Raw genomic sequence first — 20,525 nt, 5'->3', positions numbered from 1 at the left:
CAAACGGGAGGAGCACGGCATGATCGCCTTCCTCGTCCGCCGCATCCTCCAGGCCGTCGGCGTGTTCCTCGCGGTCGGGGTCATCGCCTTCTCGATGTTCCGCTTCGCCGGGGACCCGGTGAACCAGATCGTCTCGCTCGACACGCCCTACGAGGAGCGGGTCGCGGTCCGAAAATCGCTCGGGCTCGACGACCCCCTCCCCGTCCAGGTCGTGCGCTATCTCGGGCGGGCGGTGCGGGGCGATTTCGGCATCTCCTACCAGTTCCGCCAGCCGGTCTCCTCCCTCATCGGCGAGCGCCTGCCGGCGACGCTGGAGCTTGCCTTCTGCGCCACCCTCTTCGCCCTCGGCTTCGGGGTCGTGCTGGGCGTGGTCTCGGCCCTCACCCGCGGCACCACCCTGGCGAAGACGCTGGACGCGGTCTCCCTCATCGGCATCTCGCTGCCGACCTTCCTGACCGGCATCCTGCTCATCTACATCTTCTCGGAGCGGCTCGGCTGGCTGCCCTCCTTCGGGCGCGGCGACGTCGTCAAGATCGGCTGGTGGAGCACGGGCTTCCTCACCGCCTCCGGCCTCAGGGCCCTCGTCCTGCCCTCGATCACGCTCGGCCTCTTCCAGCTCACCCTCGTCATGCGGCTGGTGCGGGCGGAGATGCTGGAGGTGCTGCGCACCGAATATATCCGCTTCGCGCGCGCCCGCGGCCTTCCGAACCGCGCGATCTATTTCGGCCATGCGCTCAAGAACACGCTGATCCCGGTCATCACCATCGTCGGCCTGCAGCTCGGCTCGATCGTCGCCTTCTCGATCATCACCGAGACGGTCTTCCAGTGGCCCGGAATGGGCTTCCTCTTCCTCCAGGCGGTGCAGAACGTCGATATCCCGATCATGGCGGCCTACCTGCTGCTGGTCGCGGCGATCTTCGTCGGCATCAATCTCGCGGTCGACATCCTCTATTCGGTCGTCGATCCGCGCCTCCAGGTCGCGACGAAAGCCACATGAGCGCCGGCCCCGCCACCGCCCCACCCGCCCCCGCCCAGCCCATGGGCTGGCTCGCGCGAGCGCTCGATTCCGACGTCTGGGCGAGCTTCAAGAGCTCGAAAGTCGCGATGGCGGCGGCTTTCGTGACCCTGCTCCTCCTCGTCGCCGCGCTCTTCGCGCCGCTGATCGCCCCGCAGGATCCCTTCGACCCCGCCCAGCTCGAGCTCCTCAATTCCCGCCTGCCGCCGATCTGGCTGGCCGACGGGCAATGGCCCTTCGTGCTCGGCACGGACGACCAGGGCCGCGACATCCTCTCGGCCATCCTCTACGGCCTGCGCGTCTCGCTGGCGGTCGGCCTGCTCGGGGTCGTCTTCGCCGCGGCCCTCGGCATCATGGCGGGACTGATCGCCGGCTATTTCGGCGGCACGATCGATGCGCTCATCATGCGCATCGCGGATGTGCAGCTCACCTTCCCCGCCATCCTGATCGCCCTCCTCGTCGACGGCATGGTGAAGTCGGTGATGGGGGCGCAGCTTTCCATCTACGTGATCCTGGCCGTCCTGGTCTTCTCCATCGGCCTGTCCTTCTGGGTGCAATATGCCCGCACCGTCCGCGGCTCGGTCCTGGTCGAGCGCGGCAAGGACTATGTCCATGCCGGAAGGCTGATCGGCCTCTCCTCCCGCACCATCATGGTGCGCCACGTCCTGCCGAACGTGATCGGCCCGGTCTTCGCCATCGCGACGATCAACGTCGCGCTCGCCGTCATCACGGAGGCGACGCTCTCCTTCCTCGGCAGCGGCATGCCCGACACGCAGCCCTCGCTCGGCACGCTCATCCGCATCGGCAACCGCTATCTCTTTTCCGGGGAATGGTGGATCGCCGCCTTCCCGGGCGCGACGCTGGTGATCCTCGTCCTCGCCATCAACCTGCTCGGGGACTGGCTCCGCGACGCGCTGAATCCGAGGCTGCAGTGAGCACCCCCGTCCTCGACGTCCGCGACCTCACGGTCGAATTCCATACGCGCCGCGGCGTGCTGACCGCCCTCGACCGCATCTCCTTCGAGATCGGGCGGGGGGAGGTGCTGGGCGTGGTCGGCGAATCCGGGGCGGGCAAGTCGGTCACGGGCTCGGCCGTGATCGGATTGATCGACCCGCCGGGCAAGATCGCCACCGGCGAGGTGCGGCTGTCGGGCGACCGCATCGACCATCTCGCGCCCGAGGCTTTGCGCCGCATCCGCGGCAAGCGCATCGGCATGATCTTCCAGGACCCGCTGACAAGCCTCAATCCGCTCTACACCGTAGGCCAGCAACTGGTGGAGACCATCCAGGCTCATACCGATCTCTCGGCCGCCGATGCCCGCAAGCGTGCCATCGCCCTCCTGACCGAGGTCGGCATTCCGGCCGCCGAGCGCCGGATCGACGGCTATCCGCATCATTTCTCGGGCGGCATGCGCCAGCGCGTGGTCATCGCCCTCGCACTCTGCGCCGATCCCGAATTCGTGATCGCCGACGAGCCGACCACGGCGCTCGACGTCTCGGTCCAGGCCCAGATCATCACCGTGCTGAAGCGCATGTGCGCCGATCACGGCACCGCGGTCATGCTCGTCACCCACGACATGGGCGTGATCGCCGAGACGGCGGACCGGGTGGCGGTGATGTATGCCGGGCGCATCATCGAGGTCGGCCCCGTGGCCGAGGTCGTGAACCACTCGCTCCATCCCTATGCGCAGGGCCTGATGGGCGCGATCCCGACCCTTGCCGACACAGCCGACCGCCTCGCCTCCATCCCTGGCTCGATGCCCCGCCTCTCCGCGATCCCGCCCGGCTGCCCCTTCAACCCGCGCTGCGCCAAGGCTTTCGCGCCCTGCATGACGGTGCGGCCCGAATTGAAGGAACCCGGAACCGGGGCTCCTCCCATCCCCGGCCACAAGGCGGCCTGCCATCTCTACGACCCGGCCTTCGCCGCCCGGAGGGACGCGGCATGAGCGCGGCCCCCGCAACGCCCCTCGTCGAGGTCCGCAACCTCCAGCGGGTCTTCGACGTCTCGAAGCCCTGGCTCAACCGCATGATCGAGCGCGCGCCGCGGCAGCTCCTGACCGCGGTCTCCGACATCAGCCTCGACATCGCGCGCGGCGAGACCTTCGCGCTCGTCGGCGAATCGGGCTCGGGCAAGTCGACCGTGGCGCGGATGGTGGTCGGGCTGCTTCCGACCAGCGGCGGCTCGGTCAGGATCGACGGCATCGACATGGAGGCACGGACCTCGGAGGCCGATCGGCAGAAGCTGCGCCGCCGCATCCAGATGATCTTCCAGGATCCCTATGCCAGCATGAATCCGCGCTGGCGCGTCGACCGGATCGTCGCCGAGCCGATCCGCGCCTTCGGGCTGCTCAAGGACAAGGCGGCGATCGACGCGCGGGTGGGGGAGCTTCTCACCTTCGTCGGCCTGCACCCGGATGACGGGCGCAAATACCCGCACCAGTTCTCCGGCGGCCAGCGCCAGCGCATCGCGATCGCGCGGGCCCTCGCCTCGGATGCCGAGTTCATCGTCTGCGACGAGCCGACCTCGGCGCTCGACGTGTCTGTGCAGGCGCAGATCCTCAACCTGATGCGCGACCTTCAGGACCGGCTCGGCCTCACCTTCCTGTTCATCTCGCACAATCTCGCGGTCGTGCGGCACATGGCGACGCGGATCGGCGTCATGTATCTCGGCCGGATCGTGGAGGTGGCGGACAGCAAGGGCCTGTTCGCGGCCCCGCGCCATCCCTATACCCGCATGCTGCTCGACGCGGTGCCGGACCTCGCCCATATCGGGCGCCGGCGCGAGCCCGTTCGCGGCGAGATTCCGAACCCGATCAACCCGCCGCCGGGCTGCCATTTCAATCCGCGCTGCCCGTATGCGAACGAGCGCTGCCGCACGGAGCGCCCTCCCCTGCAAGACGGCGTCGCCTGCCACGCCGTGCACGAGGGACGAATCTGAAAGAAAAGGGCCGGAAGGCGTCCCGGCCGCTTGATGGGGAAGCGCGAGCCGTCCCGCTTCCCGATGCCGAGAGGCGAGCCTCGATGTTTCCTGGTCATTCCCGGCGGCCCGAAGGGCCGCGAAGGGAATCCAGAGCCGCTTGCGAGCCCTCCTGGATCCTCTTCCCCTCAGCCTCGCTCCGGCCGGGGATGACAAGGGGAGCTTCCCGCGCCTTCGGCGCGCCGGAGACGACAGAGGGAGCGTCGGGCGGCTCCTATCCGCCAGCCGAGCGGGCGGACAGGGCGACCCGCCGCGCCCGCCTCAGAACTTGTAGGTGACGCCGGCCCCGATCAGCCACGGATCGATCTTCACCTTGCCAGTCACCGGGCCGGGATAGAGGGCCACCTTCGGCTCGAGGAAGATCTTCTTCACATCGACGTTCAGGCCCCAATGCTCATCGAGCATGTAGTCGAAACCGGCCTGGAGCGCGAGGCCGGCGGTGTCCTTGATCTTGAAGCTGGTGAAGTCGCCGCGCGCCTTCTCGTCGAAGAAGATCGTATAGTTCACGCCGACACCCACATAGGGCTTGAGCGGGCCGAGATCGGTGAAGTGATATTGCAGCATGAGGGTCGGCGGCAGCAGCCAGGCATTGCCGATCGGCGTGCCGGTCAGGGTGCCCGCGCCCTTCACCTTGTGCGGCGTGACGCCGAGGATCAGCTCGGCCGCGATGTTCTTCGTGAAGAAATAGGAGATATCGAGTTCCGGCACGACCGACGTGGAGATGTCGACCTTTCCGCCGACGATCGGAGCCCCGGCGGCGCTCAGCTTCGCGCTCTCGTCGGGCATGACGACAAGGGCGCGGCCGCGGATCATCCACGGGCTCCAATCGTCGAGGGCGGGCACCGCAACCGCCTGGGGCGGAGCAGCCGGCAGGTCCGCGGCCAGGGCCGCAGGCGCGGCGGCGACGACGGCCGCCAGCGAGGCCGCGCAGGCGGCGAGCTTCGGCCCGATGAAAGAAAAGCGCACGGTTCAGCCCCCTGAATACGATTCGCGCTTTGGCGAGTCGGTTAACCGACTTCGGCTACGGCACGGCCACGGGTCTATGACCGGGCGCAATAATTGTCGCACCCCCGGAACGGCGCAGGCGATGGTGGCAAATCGGCAACGCTGCGCCCGACACCCTCCCCGTCACCGCGGCGGAATCAGGCTCCGAGCGCCCGCGCCCGCCTGTGATGGGCATGGGTCACCGCGATGGCGAGGGCGTCGGCGGCATCGGGCGAGGTGGGGTCGGCTTTCGGAAGCAGCACGCGAATCATGGCCTGGATCTGCCGCTTCTCGGCATGGCCCGTTCCGACCACAGTCTTCTTGACCAGGTTGGCCGCGTATTCGGCGACGGGAAGCCCGGCAAGCGCCGGCACCAGCAGCGCGATCGCCCGCGCATGGCCGAGCTTCAGCGTCGCCTGGGCATCCTTGTTGACGAAGGTCTCTTCCACCGCGACCTCGTCCGGCTCGAGCGCCCGCACCCGCTCGGCGAGGCCGTCATGGAGCTGGCGCAGGCGCGTCGCCAGCGCCTCCTTTTCCGAGGAGACCACCGTGCCGCAGGCGACGTAGGACAGCCGGTTACCTTCGGCGATCACGAGCCCCCAGCCGGTGCGGCGCAGGCCCGGATCGATCCCGAGGATGCGGACCGGGCCGCTCACCCCATCCTGGCCAGCAGAGCGTCGGAGACCTCGAAATTGCCGTAGACGTTCTGGACGTCGTCATGGCCGTCGAGCGTCTCCATGAGGCGCAGCAGCTTCTCGCCGGCCTCGTCGTCCACGGAGACGGCATTCTGCGCCTTCCAGGCGAGCGCGCTCTTGCGCGGCTCCCCGAACCGGGCCTCCAGCGCCTTCGAGACCTCGTTGAGGTCGCCCTGCTCGCAATAGACCGTATGGCCGGCCTCGGGGTCGGATTCGACGTCGCTCGCGCCCGCCTCGATCGCGGCTTCGAGCATCGCGTCGTCGGAGGCCGCCTTCGCCTCGTATTCGATGACGCCGACGCGGTCGAACATGAAGGAGACAGCGCCGGTCTCGGCCAAGTTGCCGCCGGCCTTGGTGAAGACGGAGCGCACGTCGGAGGCGGTGCGGTTGCGGTTGTCGGTCATCGCCTCGACGATGATGGCGGCCCCGCCCGGGCCGTAGCCCTCGTAGCGGATCTCCTCGTAGTTCTCCGCGTCTCCCCCGAGGCTCTTCTTGATCGCCCGCTCGATATTGTCCTTGGGCATGTTCTCGGCCCGCGCGGCGATGATCGCGGCGCGCAGGCGGGGGTTCATGTTCGGGTCGGGCATTCCCATCTTGGCCGCGACCGTGATCTCGCGCGCCAGCTTCGAGAAGAGCTTCGAGCGGACCGCATCGGCACGGCCCTTCCGGTGCATGATGTTCTTGAACTGGGAATGTCCGGCCATGAATTTCGTCTCTGAGGAATGACAGCCTCTGGCGCGGTATCGCGGACCGCGGGATGGGGATTAAGAGAAGTGGCGCCGCCTGTCATCCTCGCGGCGCGGAGCGGATCGGATGCTGAGCCTCAAGGGAAAGGTCGCCGTCGTGATGGGATGCGGTTCCTCCGGGCCGGGCTGGGGCAACGGCAAGGCGACCGCCGTTCTCTTCGCCCGCCAGGGCGCCCATGTCGTCGGAACCGACATCGACCTTGCCGCCGCCGAGGAGACGCACCGCCTCATCGCGAAGGAGGGCCGATCGTCGCAGGTCCACCGGATCGACGCCACCGACGACGTGACCGTGGGAGGCTTCATGCGGGCCGTGCGAGAGCAGCACGGCGCTCTCGATATCCTGGTGAACAATGTCGGCCAGTCGGAGCCCGGCGGTCCGGTCGACATGCCCGAGGAGGTCTGGACGGCGCAGCTCCAGCTCAACGTCACGACCGCCTTTCTCGCCTGCAAGCACGCCATCCCCATCATGTGCAAGGGCGGCGGCGGGGCGATCGTGAACGTCGCCTCGATCGCGGGCCAGCGGTACATCGGCAAGCCGCAGGTCGGCTACGCCGCCGCCAAGGCCGCCCTGATCCAGCTCACCAAGACCTCCGCCGTGATCCATGCCCCCGACAAGGTGCGGCTGAACTGCGTCGTCCCCGGCCTGATGCATACGCCCCTCGTGAACCGGCTCGCCGAGCGCTATGCGGGCGGAGACTACGACGGCTTCGTCGCCCGGCGCCATGGCCAGGTGCCGATGGGCCATATGGGGGATGCCTGGGACGTCGCCCATGCCGCGCTGTTCCTCGCCTCGGACGAGGCGCGCTACATCACCGGCACGGAGATCGTCGTGGACGGCGGCATCACGGCCGCGACGCGCTGACGGCCTCGCTCGGACCTCTTCCCGGCGCGCATCCCCGTCCGTGCGGCCATCGGCCTTGCGAAATCGCGCGCCGCCCGCAAAAAGCCGCGAGCGGGTGCCTTTTCAGGCCGCATTCCTCAAGGCGCGACGCAAGCGGGGGCGTATTGGCCGACGATCCGGTTCTCAGAGACCTTTTGGACATCCGGCGATGGAGATGCGGCAAGGTCGCGGCAACGGAGCCACGCCCCGCATGAGGGCAACTCCACGTCGGCGCGCCCTCGCCGCCGCCCTTCTGGGATGCCTGCTCGCCGGCTCGGCTGCGACGGCATGGGCCGCCTCCCCCCCGTCCCGCCGCTCGCGCGCCTTCGACGGGCAGCCGGCAGCCTATGCCGGACGCGGCATTCTCGACCCGGCCCGGGCGCCGGGCTCCCCCCTGCCCTGGCCGACAGTCGGGTCCTGGCTGATCAAGCCGCTCCGCGCGGCCCCCGAACTCGATCCGCTCATGTCCGAGGAGCCGGCCCCGCCCCCGGCCCGCTCCGAATCGCCGGTGCTTGCGCCGCCGAGCCCGGTCGTGGATATCCCGCTCCCCCCGAAGCGGCCGCCCTCCCTCGGAGGCATGGCGCCGCTCGCGACCGACAGCCGGGATTTCGCGGCGGGAGGCGACTGCTTCTCGCGGCTGCGGGCCGCCGGCACCACCTTCGCCCCGGCCGGGCAGCAGGGCGGCAGTTCCGCCTGCGCGATCGAGAGCCCGGTCCAGATCTCGGCCATCGCCGAGCGCGGCACGCCGGGCGGCTCGATCATCCTGCCCGACAAGCCGATCATCTCCTGCCGCATGGCTCTGCGCTTCGGCGACTGGCTTCGCTCCGTCGCGCCCGCCCTGGCCGCCAGCCGCAACTCCGCCATCGTCTCGATCACCACCGGCCCCGGCTGGGAATGCCGCACCCGCAACAGGCAGCCCGGCGGCAAGCTCAGCGCCCACGGCAACGGCGAGGCCCTCGACATCAACACCATCTACTTCGCCAACCGGGGGCGCCTGCCGGTCCAGGGCCATGGCCGCGACCCCGCTTTCCAGACGATCCGGCTCGCCGCCTGCAATTACTTCACGACCGTCCTCGGGCCGGGATCGGCCTTCCACGACAGCCATCTCCATCTCGACATCATGAGGCACTCCCACTCGTTCCGGCTGTGCCGGTAGGGCGGCCGGATTGCCCAGGAAGAAGGCGGAGAGGGAAAGAACGCCCAGGCCCGGCCTCTTGTTTGAGCACAAAATCCCGCTTTTTTGATCCGGAGGCCTTGCATTCTATGTGCGATGCAACATAAATAGAGACACGCGATGCCGTGCTTCGGGCACCGCATCGCTGCCCTCCTTGGGCGTTTCCTCCCTTGACTTGGGCCGCGATCCGTCGCGGCCCTTTTTCTTTGCGCAAGGCGCAACGCCTTGCGATCCATGCTCTTTCGCCCACCGACGGAGCCTCGGCCGCAGAGTCTCTCCGTCCAGGCGGGGCGCCAAAACTCCTCGCGGCCGAGACCTATTGCAGCGCAACGCGAAACGGCCGGCCTCAGCCGTTATCCTGGAAGCCCGGATAGAGCGTCATGCCGCCATCGACGAAGAGGGTCGCGCCGGTGACGTAGTCGGAGAGGTCCGAGGCGAGCCATAGCGCCGCCTGGGCGACGTCCTCCGGCTCCCCGATGCGGCCATAGGGGATGAGCCGCAGCAATTTCTCCTCGGCCGCCTCGCTCTCCCAGGCGGCGCGGTTGATGGGCGTGCGAATCGCGCCCGGCGCGATCGAGTTGATGCGGATCCGGCGGTCGGCGAATTCCTGGGCGAGGCTCTTCATCATCAGCATGACGCCGCCCTTCGAGGCGGCGTAGTTGACATGGCCGGCCCAGGGGATCGCCTCGTGGACCGAGGACATGCAGACGATCTTGCCCGTGGCCCGGCTCACCTTCGGCGCGGGGCCGCGGCGCAGGAATTCGCGGATCGCGGCGCGGCAGCACAGGAACTGCCCGGTCAGGTTCACCTCGATGACCCGACGCCACTGGGCGAGAGTCATCTCCTCGGCCCTGGCATCCTGCTGGAGGCCCGCATTGGCGACGAGGACGTGCAAGGTGCCGAAAGCCCCCCGGGCGGCTGCGAGCAGCGCCTCGACCTCATCCTCCTGCGAGACATCGGCCTGCACCGCCAGCGCCTGCGATCCGCCCGCGCGGATGGAGGCGGCGACCGCCTCGCCTCCCTCCCGATCCGCATTGTAGTTCACGACGACCCGCGCCCCGGCCGCGCCGAGGGTCCTGGCGGTCGCCGCCCCGAGGCCCGACGAGGCCCCGGTCACCAGGGCGACATGGCCGGCAAGGGCGAGGACGGGGGGAGGCATGGCATATCCTGCCGATGGTGTGCGGTCCTCGGAAAACGGCCGCCGCCCCGTCCGGTTGCGCCCTCAATTCGCGGAGCGGGCCTGCAAGGCGCGCTCGTAGAGGGCGCGCGCCGCCTCCCGGAAGGCGAGACGCGAAGCGTCGCGCAGGTAGAACATGTGCCCGCCCGGATAGGTCGCGAGCTCGACCCGGCGCTCCCCGCCGTAATCGGGGATCTGCCGCAGCAGCAACGCGCTGGCGAAATAGGGCGTCACGAGGTCGGTGAGGCCATGCGCGACCAGCACCCGCAGCTTCGCGTCGCGGGCGAGGCCGCGGCGCAGTTCGGAGAAGGATTCGGCGGGCTCCCTTCCGCTCCCGAATTTCCAGGCGCCGCTCACGGCGTTGTTGAGCAGTTCGTAGCGGGCATTGGGGACCCGCCAGCGCAACCTTTGCCAGAGATGATCGACCGCGGCGCTCGTCAGCGCCCCCCGCATGCTGGCGAGGCCCGCATCCTCCGCCTCGCTGCGCGGGGCGGTCGGATCGGGATCGAAGCTCGACAGCCCGGTATCATAGGCGGAGGCGACGCGGCCCTCGTCCCGCCCGATCTCCCGGCGCAGGCTCGACATATCGAGCCGCGCGCCGCGCGAGCGGATGAAATCGGCGGGAAGGCCCGTCAGATCCGCAAGGCGGGCGGTCATCCGCGCGAGCGCCTCGCGGTCGTTCGGACCCTTCAGCAGGTCGACGAGATAGTCGCCGGCCGCGTAGCTTTCCGCCCCGGCGAGGTCCTCACGCGTGACGGGCCCCTTCTTCTCCCGCATCGTCGCCACGATCGAGGGAAGCGTCGTAACGAATCCCATGGGCTTCCAGCGCGGCTCGGACAGCCAGCCGAAATCGAAGACCGGGGAGACGAGGACGAGGCCGGACAGGCCGATCCCGGTCTCGGTCGCGAGCGATTCGGCGAGGAGCGGCCCGCGAAAGCCCCCATAGCTCTCGCCGAGAAAGAATTTCGGCGAGGCCATGCGGCCGTTTTCCCGCAGCCAGCGCGCGACGGCGGCCGAAAGCGAGGAGATATCGGCCTCGACCGAATAGGAATTGCGGGCCTTCTCGGGCGTCGCCGCGCGGCTGTAGCCGGTTCCGACCGGATCGATGAAGACGAGATCGGTGAAGTCGAGCCAGGTGGCCTCGTTCGGGACCGTCACCGGGGAGGCCGAGGGGCTGACGGTCGGCCCCGCCAGCGGCAGGCGCCAGGGCCCGGCGACGAGGAGGTGCAGATAGGCCGAGGAGGCGCCCGGCCCACCATTGACCGCGAAGGTGACGGGACGGCTCGCCGCATCCGCGCCGGCGAGGCGATAGGCGACATAGCCGATCTCGGCCTGCACCGCGCCTGCCGGATCGACCAGCGGAAGGCTTCCGGCCGTCGCCTCGAAGCGGAGCGTCCGGCCCGGAAGCTCGAGCACATGCTCGGTCGCGACATCCGCCGGCAGGTGGCGGCCTTCCGCGGCCGGGGCGGGACGCGCCCGCTCCCCGGACGGGGCGGGCTGGGCGAAGGCGAGCGCGGGCGCGAGCAGCAGGCAGGCGGCGAGAAGGCGGGCAAGGCGGTTCATGTCGCCAGGATACGGGCCCGACGCATGACGGGCGAGCCCCATCCGGGCACCCGCGACAACGCCCCTCCTGACGGGGTGCGACCAGGGCGATCGGGTGAAATGCCCTCCCTGTCATTCCCGGCGGCCCAAAGGGCCGGGAAGGGAATCCAGGGCCGTCCGCAAGCCCTCCCGGATCCCTTTCCCTCCGCTTCGCTCCGGCCGGGAATGACAAGGGAGGGCTTCGAACGCCTCGCATTCATTGGCTGAGGTGATGGCGGGTGTCCGTCTCGACCGGGCGTGGTAGGTTCCGCCTCGCGGCAGACCGATCCGGCCGCCGCACCCGTCCAGCATCCCGAAACGGCCCTTGCGCATCGCCCTCCTGACCCTGGAAGCCCAGGCCAATGCGCGCGCGGTGCGGCGCTTCCTCGCCGCCCATGCGGACGAGATCGTCCTCGTCGGCCTCTCCGATCCCTACCGGGCGCAGGCAGGCGGAGCGCTCGGGCAGACGTGGCGGCATCTGCGCCGGTCGGGGCTGCGCATCCTGCCCTATCTCGCACTGAACTTCGCCCTGCCGGGCCTTGTGGCCACCCTGCGGCGCACGGGGCCGGAGGATATCGACCGCACGCCCCTCGCCCGCGCCTGCCGGGCGCGCGCGATCGCGGCGGTTCCCGTGCGGGACGTCAACGGCGAGGCGTTCCGGGATGCCCTTGCCGCGAGCGGGGCGGATCTGATCGTCAGCTTCCATTTCGACCAGATCCTCACGGCCGAAACGATCGCCGCGGCTCCGCTCGGCGGCATGAACGTCCATGCCGGGCTGCTGCCCCTGCATCGCGGACCCGTCCCGACGATCCACGCGCTCCTCGACGACCCCGTGCGGCTCGGCGTCTCGATCCACCGCCTCGTGCCGCAGATCGATGCCGGCTCCCTGCTCGCCCAAGCCGAAATCGCGGACGAGCCGGGCCTCACGGCGCTCGGCGCCGCCGCGCGGCTGCACGAGGCCGCGCTGCCGCTGCTCGACCGCGTGCTGGGAGAGATCGCCGCAGGCACGGCCACGGAGACGGCCCTTCCCGTGCTCCCCTATCGGGGTTTCCCGAGCGCCGCGGAGATGGCGGCGCTGCGCCGCCGCGGTCGGCGCGCCGCCGGGATCGCCGATCTCCTCGCCCTGTGGTCGGGATGAGCGGCTTCCACAGGCGGGCACGCGCCGGTAGAATGGCGCCATGAAACGGCCCCGCCCGCGCCCCCTGGCCGATTTTCTCGACAAGACCCTCGCCCCGGCCCTCGCCGCCCAGGGCTTCAGCGGCCAGGACATCGTCGCATCCTGGCCGGATCTCGTGGGGGAAAGGCTTGCCGCCGCCTCCCATCCGCTCAAGGTCGAGTGGCCGCGCCGGCGCCCCGGCGAGACCGGGCGCTCCGAGCCGGCGACGCTCGTCGTGCGCGTCGAGGGGGCTTTCGCCATCGAGCTTCAGCACATGGCGGGCCTCGTCGTCGAGCGCATCAATGCCGTCTATGGCTGGCGCTGCATCGGCCGCCTGGTGCTGAAGCAGGGCCCCGTGAGGCGCGAGGCACGCCGGCCCCGCGCGCTCCCCCCCGCGCCGGGCCCCGAGGAGCGCCGCCGCGTCGCCGCGCTCACCGCGGGGATCCAGGCGGAGGAATTGCGCGCGGCCCTCGCGCGCCTCGGCCATGCTGTCGCAGCCTCCCCTGCCGGCTTGCCACGCCCCGCGCGACGCCTTAGCTCCTCCGCGACCTTCGAGGACGACAGCTTATGATCACGCGCCGCGAGACGCTCGTTCTGATGGGAGCCGCGGCCGTCGCCGCCGGCATCTCCCCCGCCTTCGCCCAGAACGTGAATCCGGCGGAACTGCTGAAGCCCGATCCGCTCGGCGACATCTGGCTCGGACCCGACGACGCCAAGGTCTCGATCGTCGAATACGCCTCGCTGACGTGCAGCCACTGCGCCCACTTCCACAAGACGACCTTCGGCGAGCTGAAGAAGCGCTATATCGACACGGGCAAGGTGCGCTTCACCCTGCGGCCCTTCCCGCTGAACCAGTACGACACGGCGCTCTTCATGGTCGCACGGTCGGACCCCTCGAAATATTACGCGATCGTCGACCTCCTCTTCGACACGCAGGGAAGCTGGCTCGCCGATCCGGCCAAGGTGCTTCCCTCCGTCAAGCAGCTCCTGCGCCAGGCCGGAATCTCGGAAGACAGGTTCAACGAAATCCTGCGCGACCAGAAGCTGCTCGACGGCATCAATGCCGGCCGCCAGCGCGCCATGGACGTGTTCAAGGTCGATTCGACGCCCACCATCTTCGTCAACGGCGTCCGCCAGCAGGGCGACGCCTCGATCGAGGGGCTGGAGAAGATGATCAAGCCGCTGCTCGGCGCCTGAGCGGCAGGCCCACCGCAACACATCAGAAGGGTCCGTCATGCCGCTTGCGGGCAGCCGCCGCGCCCTCCTCGCCGGGGCTCTCGTCGCCGCCCTCCCGCGCGGCGCCCGGGCCGCGCAGATCGACCCGGACGAGCTTTTGCGGCCCGGTCCGCTGGAGGATCTGTGGCTCGGGCCGCCCGAGGCCAAGGTCACGGTGATCGAATATGCCTCGCTGACGTGCAGCCATTGCGCGCATTTCCACAAGGCCACCTTCGGGGAGTTGAGGAAACGCTTCATCGACACGGGCAGGATGCGCTTCACCTTGCGTCCCTTTCCGCTCGATCCGCTCTCCACGCTCGCCTTCATGATGGCGCGCTCCGAGCCGGCGCGCTATTACGAGCTGACCGGCCTGCTCTTCGAAACCCAGGAGAGCTGGGCCTTCGCCGACAAGCCGGTGGATGCCCTGCGGCAAAGGCTGCTGTCGGCGGGTTTCACACAGGAATCCTTCGACAGGGTCTTGCATGACCAGGCGCTTCTGGATGGCGTGAACGCCGTCAAGGAACGCGGGATCGACGCCTTCGGCGTGAAGGCGACCCCGACCTTCTTCATCAATGGGCAGCGCAGGCAAGGCGCGATCTCGATTGAGGATTTCGAAACCATCATCGGGCCGCTCCCCGGCCCCTGAGGGGGGAGCCCGCCCCGCCGGGAGCCCGCGCGCATGAAGCTGACGCGCCTTCGCATCGTCGGCTTCAAGACCTTCGTCGAGCCGACCGACGTGCTGATCGAGCCGGGCCTGACGGGCGTCGTCGGCCCGAATGGCTGCGGCAAGTCGAATCTCGTCGAGGCCCTGCGCTGGGTGATGGGCGAAAGCTCGCACAAGAACATGCGCGCGAGCGGCATGGACGACGTCATCTTCTCCGGCTCGGCCCGGCGGCCCGCCCGCAACACCGCCGAGGTCACCCTCGCCCTCGACAATGCCGACCACCTCGCCCCCGCCGCCTTCAACGACAGCGAGGCGCTGGAGGTGTCGCGCCGGATCGAGCGCAGCCGCGGATCGAGCTACCACGTCAACGGCCGCGAGGTGCGCGCGCGCGACATCCAGCTCCTCTTCGCCGACGCGGCCACGGGCGCGCGCTCGCCGGCCCTCGTGCGCCAGGGCCAGATCAGCGAATTGATCGCGGCCAAGCCCCAGGCCCGCCGCCGCATCCTGGAGGATGCCGCCGGGATCGCCGGCCTCCATGCCCGCCGCCACGAGGCGGAGCTGCGCCTCCGGCAGGCCGAGGAGAACCTGCTGCGCGTCGAGGACGTGCTGCGCGAGATCGGCCAGCAGGTCGAGGGCCTGCGCCGCCAGGGCCGGCAGGCGGCGCGCTACCGCAACCTTTCGGGCGAGATCCGCAGGATCGAGACGCGCATCGCGGCCGCGGGCTGGGCCACGGCCGAGCGCGAATGCGCCGCCGCCGAGGCGGCCGAGCGCGAGGATGTCCGCGCGGTCGCCGAGGCGACGGCGGCCCAGGCGGAGGCGGCGAGGCAGGAGGCCGTCGCCGCCCACGAATTGGGCCCGGTCCGCGAGGCGGAGATCGAGGCCGAGGCAGCCCTGCGCCGCATCTCCCAGGCGAAGAGCGATCTCGACGGCGAGGAGAAGCGCGCGGCCCAGCGCCTGCGCGACCTGGAGCAGCGGATCGCGGAGATCGCGCGCGACGCCGCCCGCCAGGCCCAGCTTCGCCAGGACGCGGCCGAGACCATCGCGCACCTCAAGCGGGAAAGCGCCGAGATCGCCGCGGGTCCGGGCGACGACCTCGCGCGGCGCGAGGCGCTGGAGGGCGAGGTCGCTGCGGCACAGGCGGATCTCGCCGCCGCGGAAACCCGGCTCGCCGAGGTCCAGACGGAACTGGCCGAGCGGACCGCGCGGCGCGAAGCCCTCCGGCGCGAGGAGGCGGCGGAGGGCGAGCGGGCCGGCCGCGCCTCCCGGGAGGCCGAGCGGCTGCGGGCGGAAAAGGCGGCGCTTGAGGCGAGCCGCGCCCATCTCGCCTCGACCGGTTTGCGCGAGCTTCGCGGGACGGCGGAGGCGGCCTGGATGGCGGCGGAGGAGGAAGCAGGCGAGGCGAGGCGCCTCCTCGCCCCCGCGCGCGAGGCCGAATCGCAGGCTCGCGCCGAGGCCGCCCGGACGGACCGGACCGCCCAGAAGCTGGAGACCGAGCACAACACCCTCGCCAAGCTCTTCGCCGCCGTGCCCGGCAAGCGTTTCCCGACGATGCTCGATGCGGTCGCGGTGTCGCCGGGCTACGAGACCGCCCTCGCCGCCGCGCTCGGCGAGGACCTGGACGCCTCGCCCGAGGAGGCCGCTCCGCTGCGCTGGCGCGACACCGGCCCGGGCGAGGGCGACCCGCCGCTTCCGGGCGAACTTTCCTCGCTCGCCGCCTTCGTGAGCGGCCCCCCGGCCCTGGCCCGCCGCCTGCGCCAGACCGGCCTCGCGACCGAGGCCGAGGCGCGCGACCTCTGCGGCAGGCTCGCGCCCGGCCAGCGCCTCGTCACGCGCGAGGGAGCGCTCTGGCGCTGGGACGGGCTCACGGCCTCGGCGGAGGCGCCTTCGGCCGCCGCGCGGCGGCTGGCCGAGCGCAACCGCCTCGCCGGGATCGCAGCGGATCTCGCCACCGCGCGCAAGGCGGCCGAGGCGAACCGCGCCACGGCCTCGGCCGCCGAGGCGGCCGTCCGCGAGGCGGCGCGGCGCGAGACGGCCGCCGTCGAGGCGGAACGGCGCAGCCGCCGCGCGCTCGACGAGGCGCGGGAGGCCCTGGCTCGGGCCGAGCGGCAGGAAAGCGAGGGCGTCGCGCGTCTCTCCGCCCTCGCCGAAGCGCTCGGCCGGGTCGAGGCGGGGGAGCGCGAGGCGCGCCTGCGCGCCGGCGAGGTCGCGGCGCAATTCGCCGCCCTTCCCGACGCACAGGAGATCGAGCGCCGCCATCTCGAGGCGAGAACCCTTGCGGCCGAACAGCGCGCGCGCGTCGCCGACAGCCGCGCCGCTTTCGGCGCCTACACGCGGGAGCAGGAGGCTGCCCGCAAGCGCCGCGAAGCCCTCGCGGCCGATCTGCGGCTCTGGACGGAGCGGGAGGCGCGCGCGCAGGCCGCCGCGGCGGAACTCGCCGCGCGCGAGGCCGCTGCCTCGGCCGAGCGGCAGCAATTGCAGGAGGCACCCGACACCTTCGCGCATCGGCGCCGCGCCCTCCTCACCGCGAGCGAGGAGGCCGAAAGGCGGCGCGCGGAGACGGCCGACCGCCTTGCGGGGGCGGAACGGCAGGCGAAGGAGACGGCCCGCGCCGCCCGCGCGGCCCTGGAGGCGCTCTCCGCCTCCCGCGAGCGCCGGGCCGCTTCGGCCGCCCGGACGGAGGCGCTCCAGCGCCGCCTCGCGGAGCTCGGCCGCCAGGTCGAGGAGGCGTTCCAGGTCTCCCCCCGCGACCTCGTCCTGCAGGCAGCGTTCGGCGATACGCCTTTCGACGCTGCCGCCGCCGAGGCGAGGCTCGCCGCCTTGCGGACGGAGCGCGACAGGCTCGGCGGCGTCAACCTGCGAGCCGAGGAGGAGCTGGCCGAATCGGAGGGCAAGCGCGACAGGCTGCAAGCCGAGCGCGAGGACCTGGCCGAGGCGATCAAGCGCCTGCGCCAGGCGGTCGCGAGCCTCAACCGCGAGGGACGCGAGCGGCTCAACGCCGCCTTCGGGGTGGTGGACGGCCATTTCCGCCGCCTGTTCGGAACCCTGTTCGGCGGCGGCGAGGCCGAGCTGAGACTCGTGGATTCGGACGATCCGCTGGAGGCGGGGCTCGAGATCATCGCGCGGCCGCCCGGCAAGAGGCCGCAATCGCTGAGCCTCCTCTCGGGCGGCGAGCAGGCCCTGACGGCGATCGCCCTGATCTTCGCCGTCTTCCTGACCAATCCCTCCCCGATCTGCGTCCTCGACGAGGTCGACGCGCCGCTCGACGATGCCAATGTCGAGCGCTATTGCGACCTCCTGCGGCAGATGGCGCGGGAGACCGAGACGCGCTTCGTCGTCATCACCCACAACCCGATCACGATGGCCCGGATGGACCGCCTCTTCGGGGTCACGATGGCCGAGCGCGGGATATCGCAGGTGGTCTCGGTCGATCTCGAAGCTGCCGAGCGGCTGCGCGAGGCCGGCTGAGGCGCGGCGCCTTGCCGTGGAAAAACGCGGGCCCCGGCGGGCCGAAGTCATAAAAGACAGCGCGCACAATCATTTATCTATTTGGCGAGTTCCTTGACACCCTGTCGGGGCGAAACTATGGTGCCGCCGGCTTCGGGGGGCGTCCCGACATGCTTTTGCGCCTCAGCACGCGGGGTTGGCCATGAATGGCGACGACGCGCGGTCAGGGCGCGATGGTGTGTCGGAAGGATCCTCCGGGGACGATCTCTCCGGAAGACTTGATCGTCTCGGGGCGAAACTGGAAGCGAGGCGTCCTGCCCCCGCTCCCCGGCCAGCCCGAGGCGCCAGCTCATCCGACCCTTCGGCGCTTTCGAAAGCGCTTCGGATATCCTCCGAGTTCGTGGCCGGCGTGGTCGTCGGCGGCGGTCTCGGCTGGGCTATCGACAAGGGGCTCGGCACATCGCCGTGGGGGCTGATCGTCTTCCTGCTGCTCGGCTTCGCGGCGGGCGTCTACAACGTGATCCGATCGGCCGGAACTCCGGCAGGCCGGTGAGGTAGATTGCGCCGGGGCGGCCGTTCAACCACGGGGGCGCGGCCTTGCGCTGTGCTCCGAGACACCAAGCGAAGGCTGAAGAGACTGCGGTGGCCGATCCGATCCATCAATTCCAACTTCAGCCCATCATTCCGGCTTTGGGGCTGACGCAATCGGGCCTCTACATGCTCGGTGCGGTCGGGCTCATCTCGGCCGCCGCCTTTGCGGCGACCCGCACCAGCGCGCTCGTTCCGGGGCGCCTCCAGTCGCTCGTCGAGATGAGCTACGAGTTCGTCGCCTCGACCGTCCGGGAATCGGCCGGCGAGGAAGGGATGAAATTCTTCCCGCTCGTCTTCTCGATCTTCATGTTCGTGCTCGTACTGAACCTCATTGGGCTCATTCCCTATTCGTTCACGGTCACGAGCCACATCATCATCACCTTCGCCCTAGCCATGATCGTGATCACCACGGTCATCGTCTACGGCTTCATGCGCCACGGCACGCATTTCCTTCAGCTCTTCGTGCCTTCGGGCGTGCCGGGCTACATCCTTCCTCTCGTCGTCCTGATCGAGGTGGTCTCCTTCCTCTCGCGGCCGATCTCCCTCTCGGTCCGTCTCTTCGCCAACATGCTGGCGGGCCATATCGCGCTGAAGATCTTCGCGGGCTTCGTCGCCACGCTGCTCGCGGCGGGGTTCTGGGCGGTCATCTCGCCGCTGCCGCTGCTGCTGGCCGTGGCCCTGACGGCGCTGGAGCTGCTCGTCGCGCTCCTGCAGGCCTATGTCTTCGCCATCCTGACCTGCATCTACCTCAACGACGCCATTCACCCCGGCCACTGAGCATCGGGAACGCTCGGGCCCCCTTTTCCTCAAGACCCTTTCATCTCAGGAGTTCGTGACCATGGATCCCGTTGCTGCGAAGTACATCGGCGCCGGCCTTGCCTGTCTCGGCATGGGAGGCGCCGGCGTGGGCGTCGGCCTGATCTTCGCGAACTACCTCTCGGGCGCGCTGCGCAACCCCTCGGCCGCCGACGGCCAGTTCGCCCGCCTCATCTTCGGCTTCGCGGTGACCGAGGCGCTCGGCATCTTCTCGCTGCTGGTGGCTCTGCTGCTGCTGTTCGCCGTCTGAGCGAGGGGAGAGCGCGTCATGGCCACGGCCACGAACGCCACCGCCACGCACGCCTCGACCGGCCATGAAGCCGGCCACAAGGCCGGCTTCCCGCCCTTCGAGCCGAGCAGCTTCGCCGGCCAGCTCGTCTGGTTCGCGATCTCCTTCGGGTTGCTCTACGTGCTGATGTCGCGGTATGCGCTGCCGAAGATCGGCGAAGTGCTGCACGACCGCGCGAAGCGCATCGCGAGCGACCTCGACGAGGCGCAGGGGATGCGGAACCAGGCGGAAGAGGCGTCGGCGGCCTACGAGGCGTCGCTGGCGGAGGCCCGCAACAAGGCCAAGGGCATCGCGCAGGAAACGCGCGACAAGCTCACGGCCGAGGGCGAGGCTCGCCGCAAGGACCTGGAAGGCGATCTGGCGAGGAAGCTCGCCGAAGCCGAAGCGACCATCCAGTCCAAGACGAAGGATGCGATGGCGAGCGTTCGCGGCATTGCTGGCGACGCTGCCGGCGCCATCGTCGAGCGTCTGACCGGACGTCCGGCCGAATCATCGGCGATCGAGGCTGCCCTCGATCGCGCCGCCCCGTAGCTCGAGGCCGTCATGTTCTTCACCCCCGAGTTCTGGGTTATGGTCGCGTTCCTCATCTTCGTGGGGATCGCGGGCTATGCAGGCGCCTTCAACAAGGTGCTCGACGCGCTCGACGCGCGCGGGCGCCGCGTGCGGGCCGAGCTGGACGAGGCCCGCCGGCTGCGCGAGGAAGCGGGCGCCGTCCTCGCCGACTACAAGAAGCGGGCGAAGGCGGCAGAGCGCGACGCCGCGGCCATGGTCGAGGCCGCGCGTGAGGAGGCCGAGCGCATCGCCAAGGAAGCGCATGACCGGCTGACCGATTTCGTGGCTCGCCGCACGGCGGCCGCGGAAGCCAAGATCGCCCAGGCCGAGGCCAGCGCCGCCCAGGCCGTCCGCGACGCGGCAGCCGATGCGGCCGTCAGGGTCTCCGAGGCGGTCCTGCGCGAGCAGATGAAGGGCCCCCTCGGCCAGGATCTGATCGACAAGGGGCTCGGCGAGGTGAAGTCCAAGCTGCATTCGTGAGTTCTCGGGACACGCCACATGAAAAGCCGGCCTCGCCAGGCTGTGTGAGAACACAGGAGGCTCCGGTTTGACCGGGGCCTCTTTTGCTTT

The 20,525-nt window shown here is 70.1% G+C and carries 21 protein-coding genes; 16 read left to right on the top strand and 5 right to left on the bottom strand.

Translation table 11 applies throughout. The features are described 5' to 3' along the window. Positions 1–19: 19 nt before the first annotated feature. Genes PKD06_RS08465 through PKD06_RS08450 form a run of 4 tightly spaced genes read left to right on the top strand, consistent with a single transcriptional unit; the run spans position 20 to position 3,952 of the window. Positions 20–997 carry an ABC transporter permease gene (locus PKD06_RS08465; RefSeq protein ID WP_324379482.1) on the top strand — a complete coding sequence of 326 codons (978 nt, stop codon included), beginning with the start codon at positions 20–22 and terminating at the stop codon, positions 995–997. Further along, positions 994–1,950 carry an ABC transporter permease gene (locus PKD06_RS08460; RefSeq protein ID WP_324379480.1) on the top strand — a complete coding sequence of 319 codons (957 nt, stop codon included), beginning with the start codon at positions 994–996 and terminating at the stop codon, positions 1,948–1,950. The genes PKD06_RS08465 and PKD06_RS08460 overlap by 4 nt, the downstream gene beginning before the upstream one ends. Further along, complete coding sequence (locus PKD06_RS08455; RefSeq protein WP_324379478.1) at positions 1,947–2,960, top strand: ABC transporter ATP-binding protein; 1,014 nt, start codon at positions 1,947–1,949, stop codon at positions 2,958–2,960. Before PKD06_RS08460 ends, PKD06_RS08455 begins: the two co-directional genes overlap by 4 nt. Further along, on the top strand, positions 2,957–3,952 hold the full coding sequence (locus PKD06_RS08450) for an oligopeptide/dipeptide ABC transporter ATP-binding protein (RefSeq protein WP_324379476.1): 996 nt from the start codon (positions 2,957–2,959) through the stop codon (positions 3,950–3,952). The genes PKD06_RS08455 and PKD06_RS08450 overlap by 4 nt, the downstream gene beginning before the upstream one ends. Before the next feature lie 300 nt (positions 3,953–4,252). Here the strand turns inward: PKD06_RS08450 and PKD06_RS08445 are convergent, their stop codons facing one another. From PKD06_RS08445 to PKD06_RS08435, 3 genes are all read right to left on the bottom strand, one after another. After that, entirely contained in the window at positions 4,253–4,957 is a 705-nt protein-coding gene (locus PKD06_RS08445) for an OmpW family protein (protein WP_324379474.1), read from the bottom strand. A gap of 176 nt (positions 4,958–5,133) precedes the next feature. After that, complete coding sequence (gene ruvC, locus PKD06_RS08440; protein ID WP_324379471.1) at positions 5,134–5,631, bottom strand: crossover junction endodeoxyribonuclease RuvC; 498 nt, start codon at positions 5,629–5,631, stop codon at positions 5,134–5,136. Beyond that, positions 5,628–6,374 carry a YebC/PmpR family DNA-binding transcriptional regulator gene (locus PKD06_RS08435; protein ID WP_324379469.1) on the bottom strand — a complete coding sequence of 249 codons (747 nt, stop codon included), beginning with the start codon at positions 6,372–6,374 and terminating at the stop codon, positions 5,628–5,630. The genes ruvC and PKD06_RS08435 overlap by 4 nt, the downstream gene beginning before the upstream one ends. A gap of 109 nt (positions 6,375–6,483) precedes the next feature. Here PKD06_RS08435 and PKD06_RS08430 point away from each other — a divergent pair, with 109 nt between their 5' ends. Both PKD06_RS08430 and PKD06_RS08425 read left to right on the top strand, forming a co-directional pair. Further along, positions 6,484–7,278: an SDR family NAD(P)-dependent oxidoreductase gene (locus PKD06_RS08430; protein WP_324379467.1), complete on the top strand. Its 795-nt coding sequence runs from the start codon at positions 6,484–6,486 to the stop codon at positions 7,276–7,278. Positions 7,279–7,507: 229 nt separating this feature from the next. Next, complete coding sequence (locus PKD06_RS08425) at positions 7,508–8,452, top strand: extensin family protein (RefSeq protein WP_324379465.1); 945 nt, start codon at positions 7,508–7,510, stop codon at positions 8,450–8,452. A gap of 364 nt (positions 8,453–8,816) precedes the next feature. Here PKD06_RS08425 and PKD06_RS08420 read toward each other — a convergent pair whose 3' ends face one another. Together PKD06_RS08420 and PKD06_RS08415 are read right to left on the bottom strand one after the other, a co-directional pair. Then, positions 8,817–9,629, bottom strand: a complete 813-nt coding sequence (locus tag PKD06_RS08420; protein WP_324379463.1) for an SDR family oxidoreductase — start codon at positions 9,627–9,629, stop codon at positions 8,817–8,819. A gap of 63 nt (positions 9,630–9,692) precedes the next feature. Next, positions 9,693–11,210 carry a peptidase S10 gene (locus PKD06_RS08415; RefSeq protein WP_324379462.1) on the bottom strand — a complete coding sequence of 506 codons (1,518 nt, stop codon included), beginning with the start codon at positions 11,208–11,210 and terminating at the stop codon, positions 9,693–9,695. A gap of 343 nt (positions 11,211–11,553) precedes the next feature. Here PKD06_RS08415 and PKD06_RS08410 point away from each other — a divergent pair, with 343 nt between their 5' ends. The 10 genes from PKD06_RS08410 (at position 11,554) to PKD06_RS08365 (ending at position 20,435) form a co-directional block, all read left to right on the top strand. Next, complete coding sequence (locus tag PKD06_RS08410; RefSeq protein ID WP_324379459.1) at positions 11,554–12,366, top strand: formyltransferase family protein; 813 nt, start codon at positions 11,554–11,556, stop codon at positions 12,364–12,366. Between the two features lie 40 nt (positions 12,367–12,406). Then, the gene (locus PKD06_RS08405; RefSeq protein ID WP_324379457.1) at positions 12,407–12,955 is read left to right on the top strand and encodes a DciA family protein; all 549 of its coding nucleotides are present in this window, start codon (positions 12,407–12,409) and stop codon (positions 12,953–12,955) included. Then, entirely contained in the window at positions 12,952–13,581 is a 630-nt protein-coding gene (locus PKD06_RS08400; protein WP_324379455.1) for a thioredoxin domain-containing protein, read from the top strand. Before PKD06_RS08405 ends, PKD06_RS08400 begins: the two co-directional genes overlap by 4 nt. Before the next feature lie 37 nt (positions 13,582–13,618). Next, on the top strand, positions 13,619–14,245 hold the full coding sequence (locus PKD06_RS08395; protein ID WP_324379453.1) for a DsbA family protein: 627 nt from the start codon (positions 13,619–13,621) through the stop codon (positions 14,243–14,245). A 33-nt stretch (positions 14,246–14,278) separates the two neighbouring features. Continuing rightward, entirely contained in the window at positions 14,279–17,728 is a 3,450-nt protein-coding gene (locus PKD06_RS08390) for an AAA family ATPase (protein WP_324379451.1), read from the top strand. A 181-nt stretch (positions 17,729–17,909) separates the two neighbouring features. Beyond that, positions 17,910–18,260, top strand: a complete 351-nt coding sequence (locus tag PKD06_RS08385) for an AtpZ/AtpI family protein (RefSeq protein WP_324379449.1) — start codon at positions 17,910–17,912, stop codon at positions 18,258–18,260. 89 nt (positions 18,261–18,349) lie between these two features. Further along, complete coding sequence (locus PKD06_RS08380; RefSeq protein ID WP_324379447.1) at positions 18,350–19,075, top strand: F0F1 ATP synthase subunit A; 726 nt, start codon at positions 18,350–18,352, stop codon at positions 19,073–19,075. A gap of 61 nt (positions 19,076–19,136) precedes the next feature. Further along, the gene (locus tag PKD06_RS08375) at positions 19,137–19,364 is read left to right on the top strand and encodes a F0F1 ATP synthase subunit C (protein ID WP_324379445.1); all 228 of its coding nucleotides are present in this window, start codon (positions 19,137–19,139) and stop codon (positions 19,362–19,364) included. A gap of 18 nt (positions 19,365–19,382) precedes the next feature. After that, positions 19,383–19,934 carry a F0F1 ATP synthase subunit B' gene (locus tag PKD06_RS08370; protein WP_324379444.1) on the top strand — a complete coding sequence of 184 codons (552 nt, stop codon included), beginning with the start codon at positions 19,383–19,385 and terminating at the stop codon, positions 19,932–19,934. 12 nt (positions 19,935–19,946) lie between these two features. Further along, on the top strand, positions 19,947–20,435 hold the full coding sequence (locus tag PKD06_RS08365; protein WP_324379442.1) for an ATP F0F1 synthase subunit B: 489 nt from the start codon (positions 19,947–19,949) through the stop codon (positions 20,433–20,435). Positions 20,436–20,525 lie beyond the last annotated feature (90 nt).

The sequence above is a fragment of the Enterovirga sp. genome, from assembly GCF_035325185.1.
Classification (GTDB): Bacteria; Pseudomonadota; Alphaproteobacteria; order Rhizobiales; family Beijerinckiaceae; genus Enterovirga.
Note: the sequence above shows the minus strand (reverse complement) of the source record. Positions and strands in the feature narration are given on the sequence as shown.

Excerpts from the sequence above, each read along its gene's own strand:
- PKD06_RS08420 (WP_324379463.1), bottom strand. The coding sequence starts at position 9,629 with ATGCCTCCCCCCGTCCTCGCCCTTGCCGGCCATGTCGCCCTGGTGACC.
- PKD06_RS08415 (WP_324379462.1), bottom strand. The coding sequence starts at position 11,210 with ATGAACCGCCTTGCCCGCCTTCTCGCCGCCTGCCTGCTGCTCGCGCCC.
- PKD06_RS08405 (WP_324379457.1), top strand. The coding sequence starts at position 12,407 with ATGAAACGGCCCCGCCCGCGCCCCCTGGCCGATTTTCTCGACAAGACC.
- PKD06_RS08390 (WP_324379451.1), top strand. The coding sequence starts at position 14,279 with ATGAAGCTGACGCGCCTTCGCATCGTCGGCTTCAAGACCTTCGTCGAG.
- PKD06_RS08375 (WP_324379445.1), top strand. The coding sequence starts at position 19,137 with ATGGATCCCGTTGCTGCGAAGTACATCGGCGCCGGCCTTGCCTGTCTC.
- PKD06_RS08425 (WP_324379465.1), top strand. The coding sequence starts at position 7,508 with ATGAGGGCAACTCCACGTCGGCGCGCCCTCGCCGCCGCCCTTCTGGGA.
- PKD06_RS08465 (WP_324379482.1), top strand. The coding sequence starts at position 20 with ATGATCGCCTTCCTCGTCCGCCGCATCCTCCAGGCCGTCGGCGTGTTC.
- PKD06_RS08365 (WP_324379442.1), top strand. The coding sequence starts at position 19,947 with ATGTTCTTCACCCCCGAGTTCTGGGTTATGGTCGCGTTCCTCATCTTC.
- PKD06_RS08385 (WP_324379449.1), top strand. The coding sequence starts at position 17,910 with ATGAATGGCGACGACGCGCGGTCAGGGCGCGATGGTGTGTCGGAAGGA.
- PKD06_RS08435 (WP_324379469.1), bottom strand. The coding sequence starts at position 6,374 with ATGGCCGGACATTCCCAGTTCAAGAACATCATGCACCGGAAGGGCCGT.
- PKD06_RS08450 (WP_324379476.1), top strand. The coding sequence starts at position 2,957 with ATGAGCGCGGCCCCCGCAACGCCCCTCGTCGAGGTCCGCAACCTCCAG.
- PKD06_RS08400 (WP_324379455.1), top strand. The coding sequence starts at position 12,952 with ATGATCACGCGCCGCGAGACGCTCGTTCTGATGGGAGCCGCGGCCGTC.
- PKD06_RS08395 (WP_324379453.1), top strand. The coding sequence starts at position 13,619 with ATGCCGCTTGCGGGCAGCCGCCGCGCCCTCCTCGCCGGGGCTCTCGTC.
- PKD06_RS08460 (WP_324379480.1), top strand. The coding sequence starts at position 994 with ATGAGCGCCGGCCCCGCCACCGCCCCACCCGCCCCCGCCCAGCCCATG.
- PKD06_RS08430 (WP_324379467.1), top strand. The coding sequence starts at position 6,484 with ATGCTGAGCCTCAAGGGAAAGGTCGCCGTCGTGATGGGATGCGGTTCC.
- PKD06_RS08370 (WP_324379444.1), top strand. The coding sequence starts at position 19,383 with ATGGCCACGGCCACGAACGCCACCGCCACGCACGCCTCGACCGGCCAT.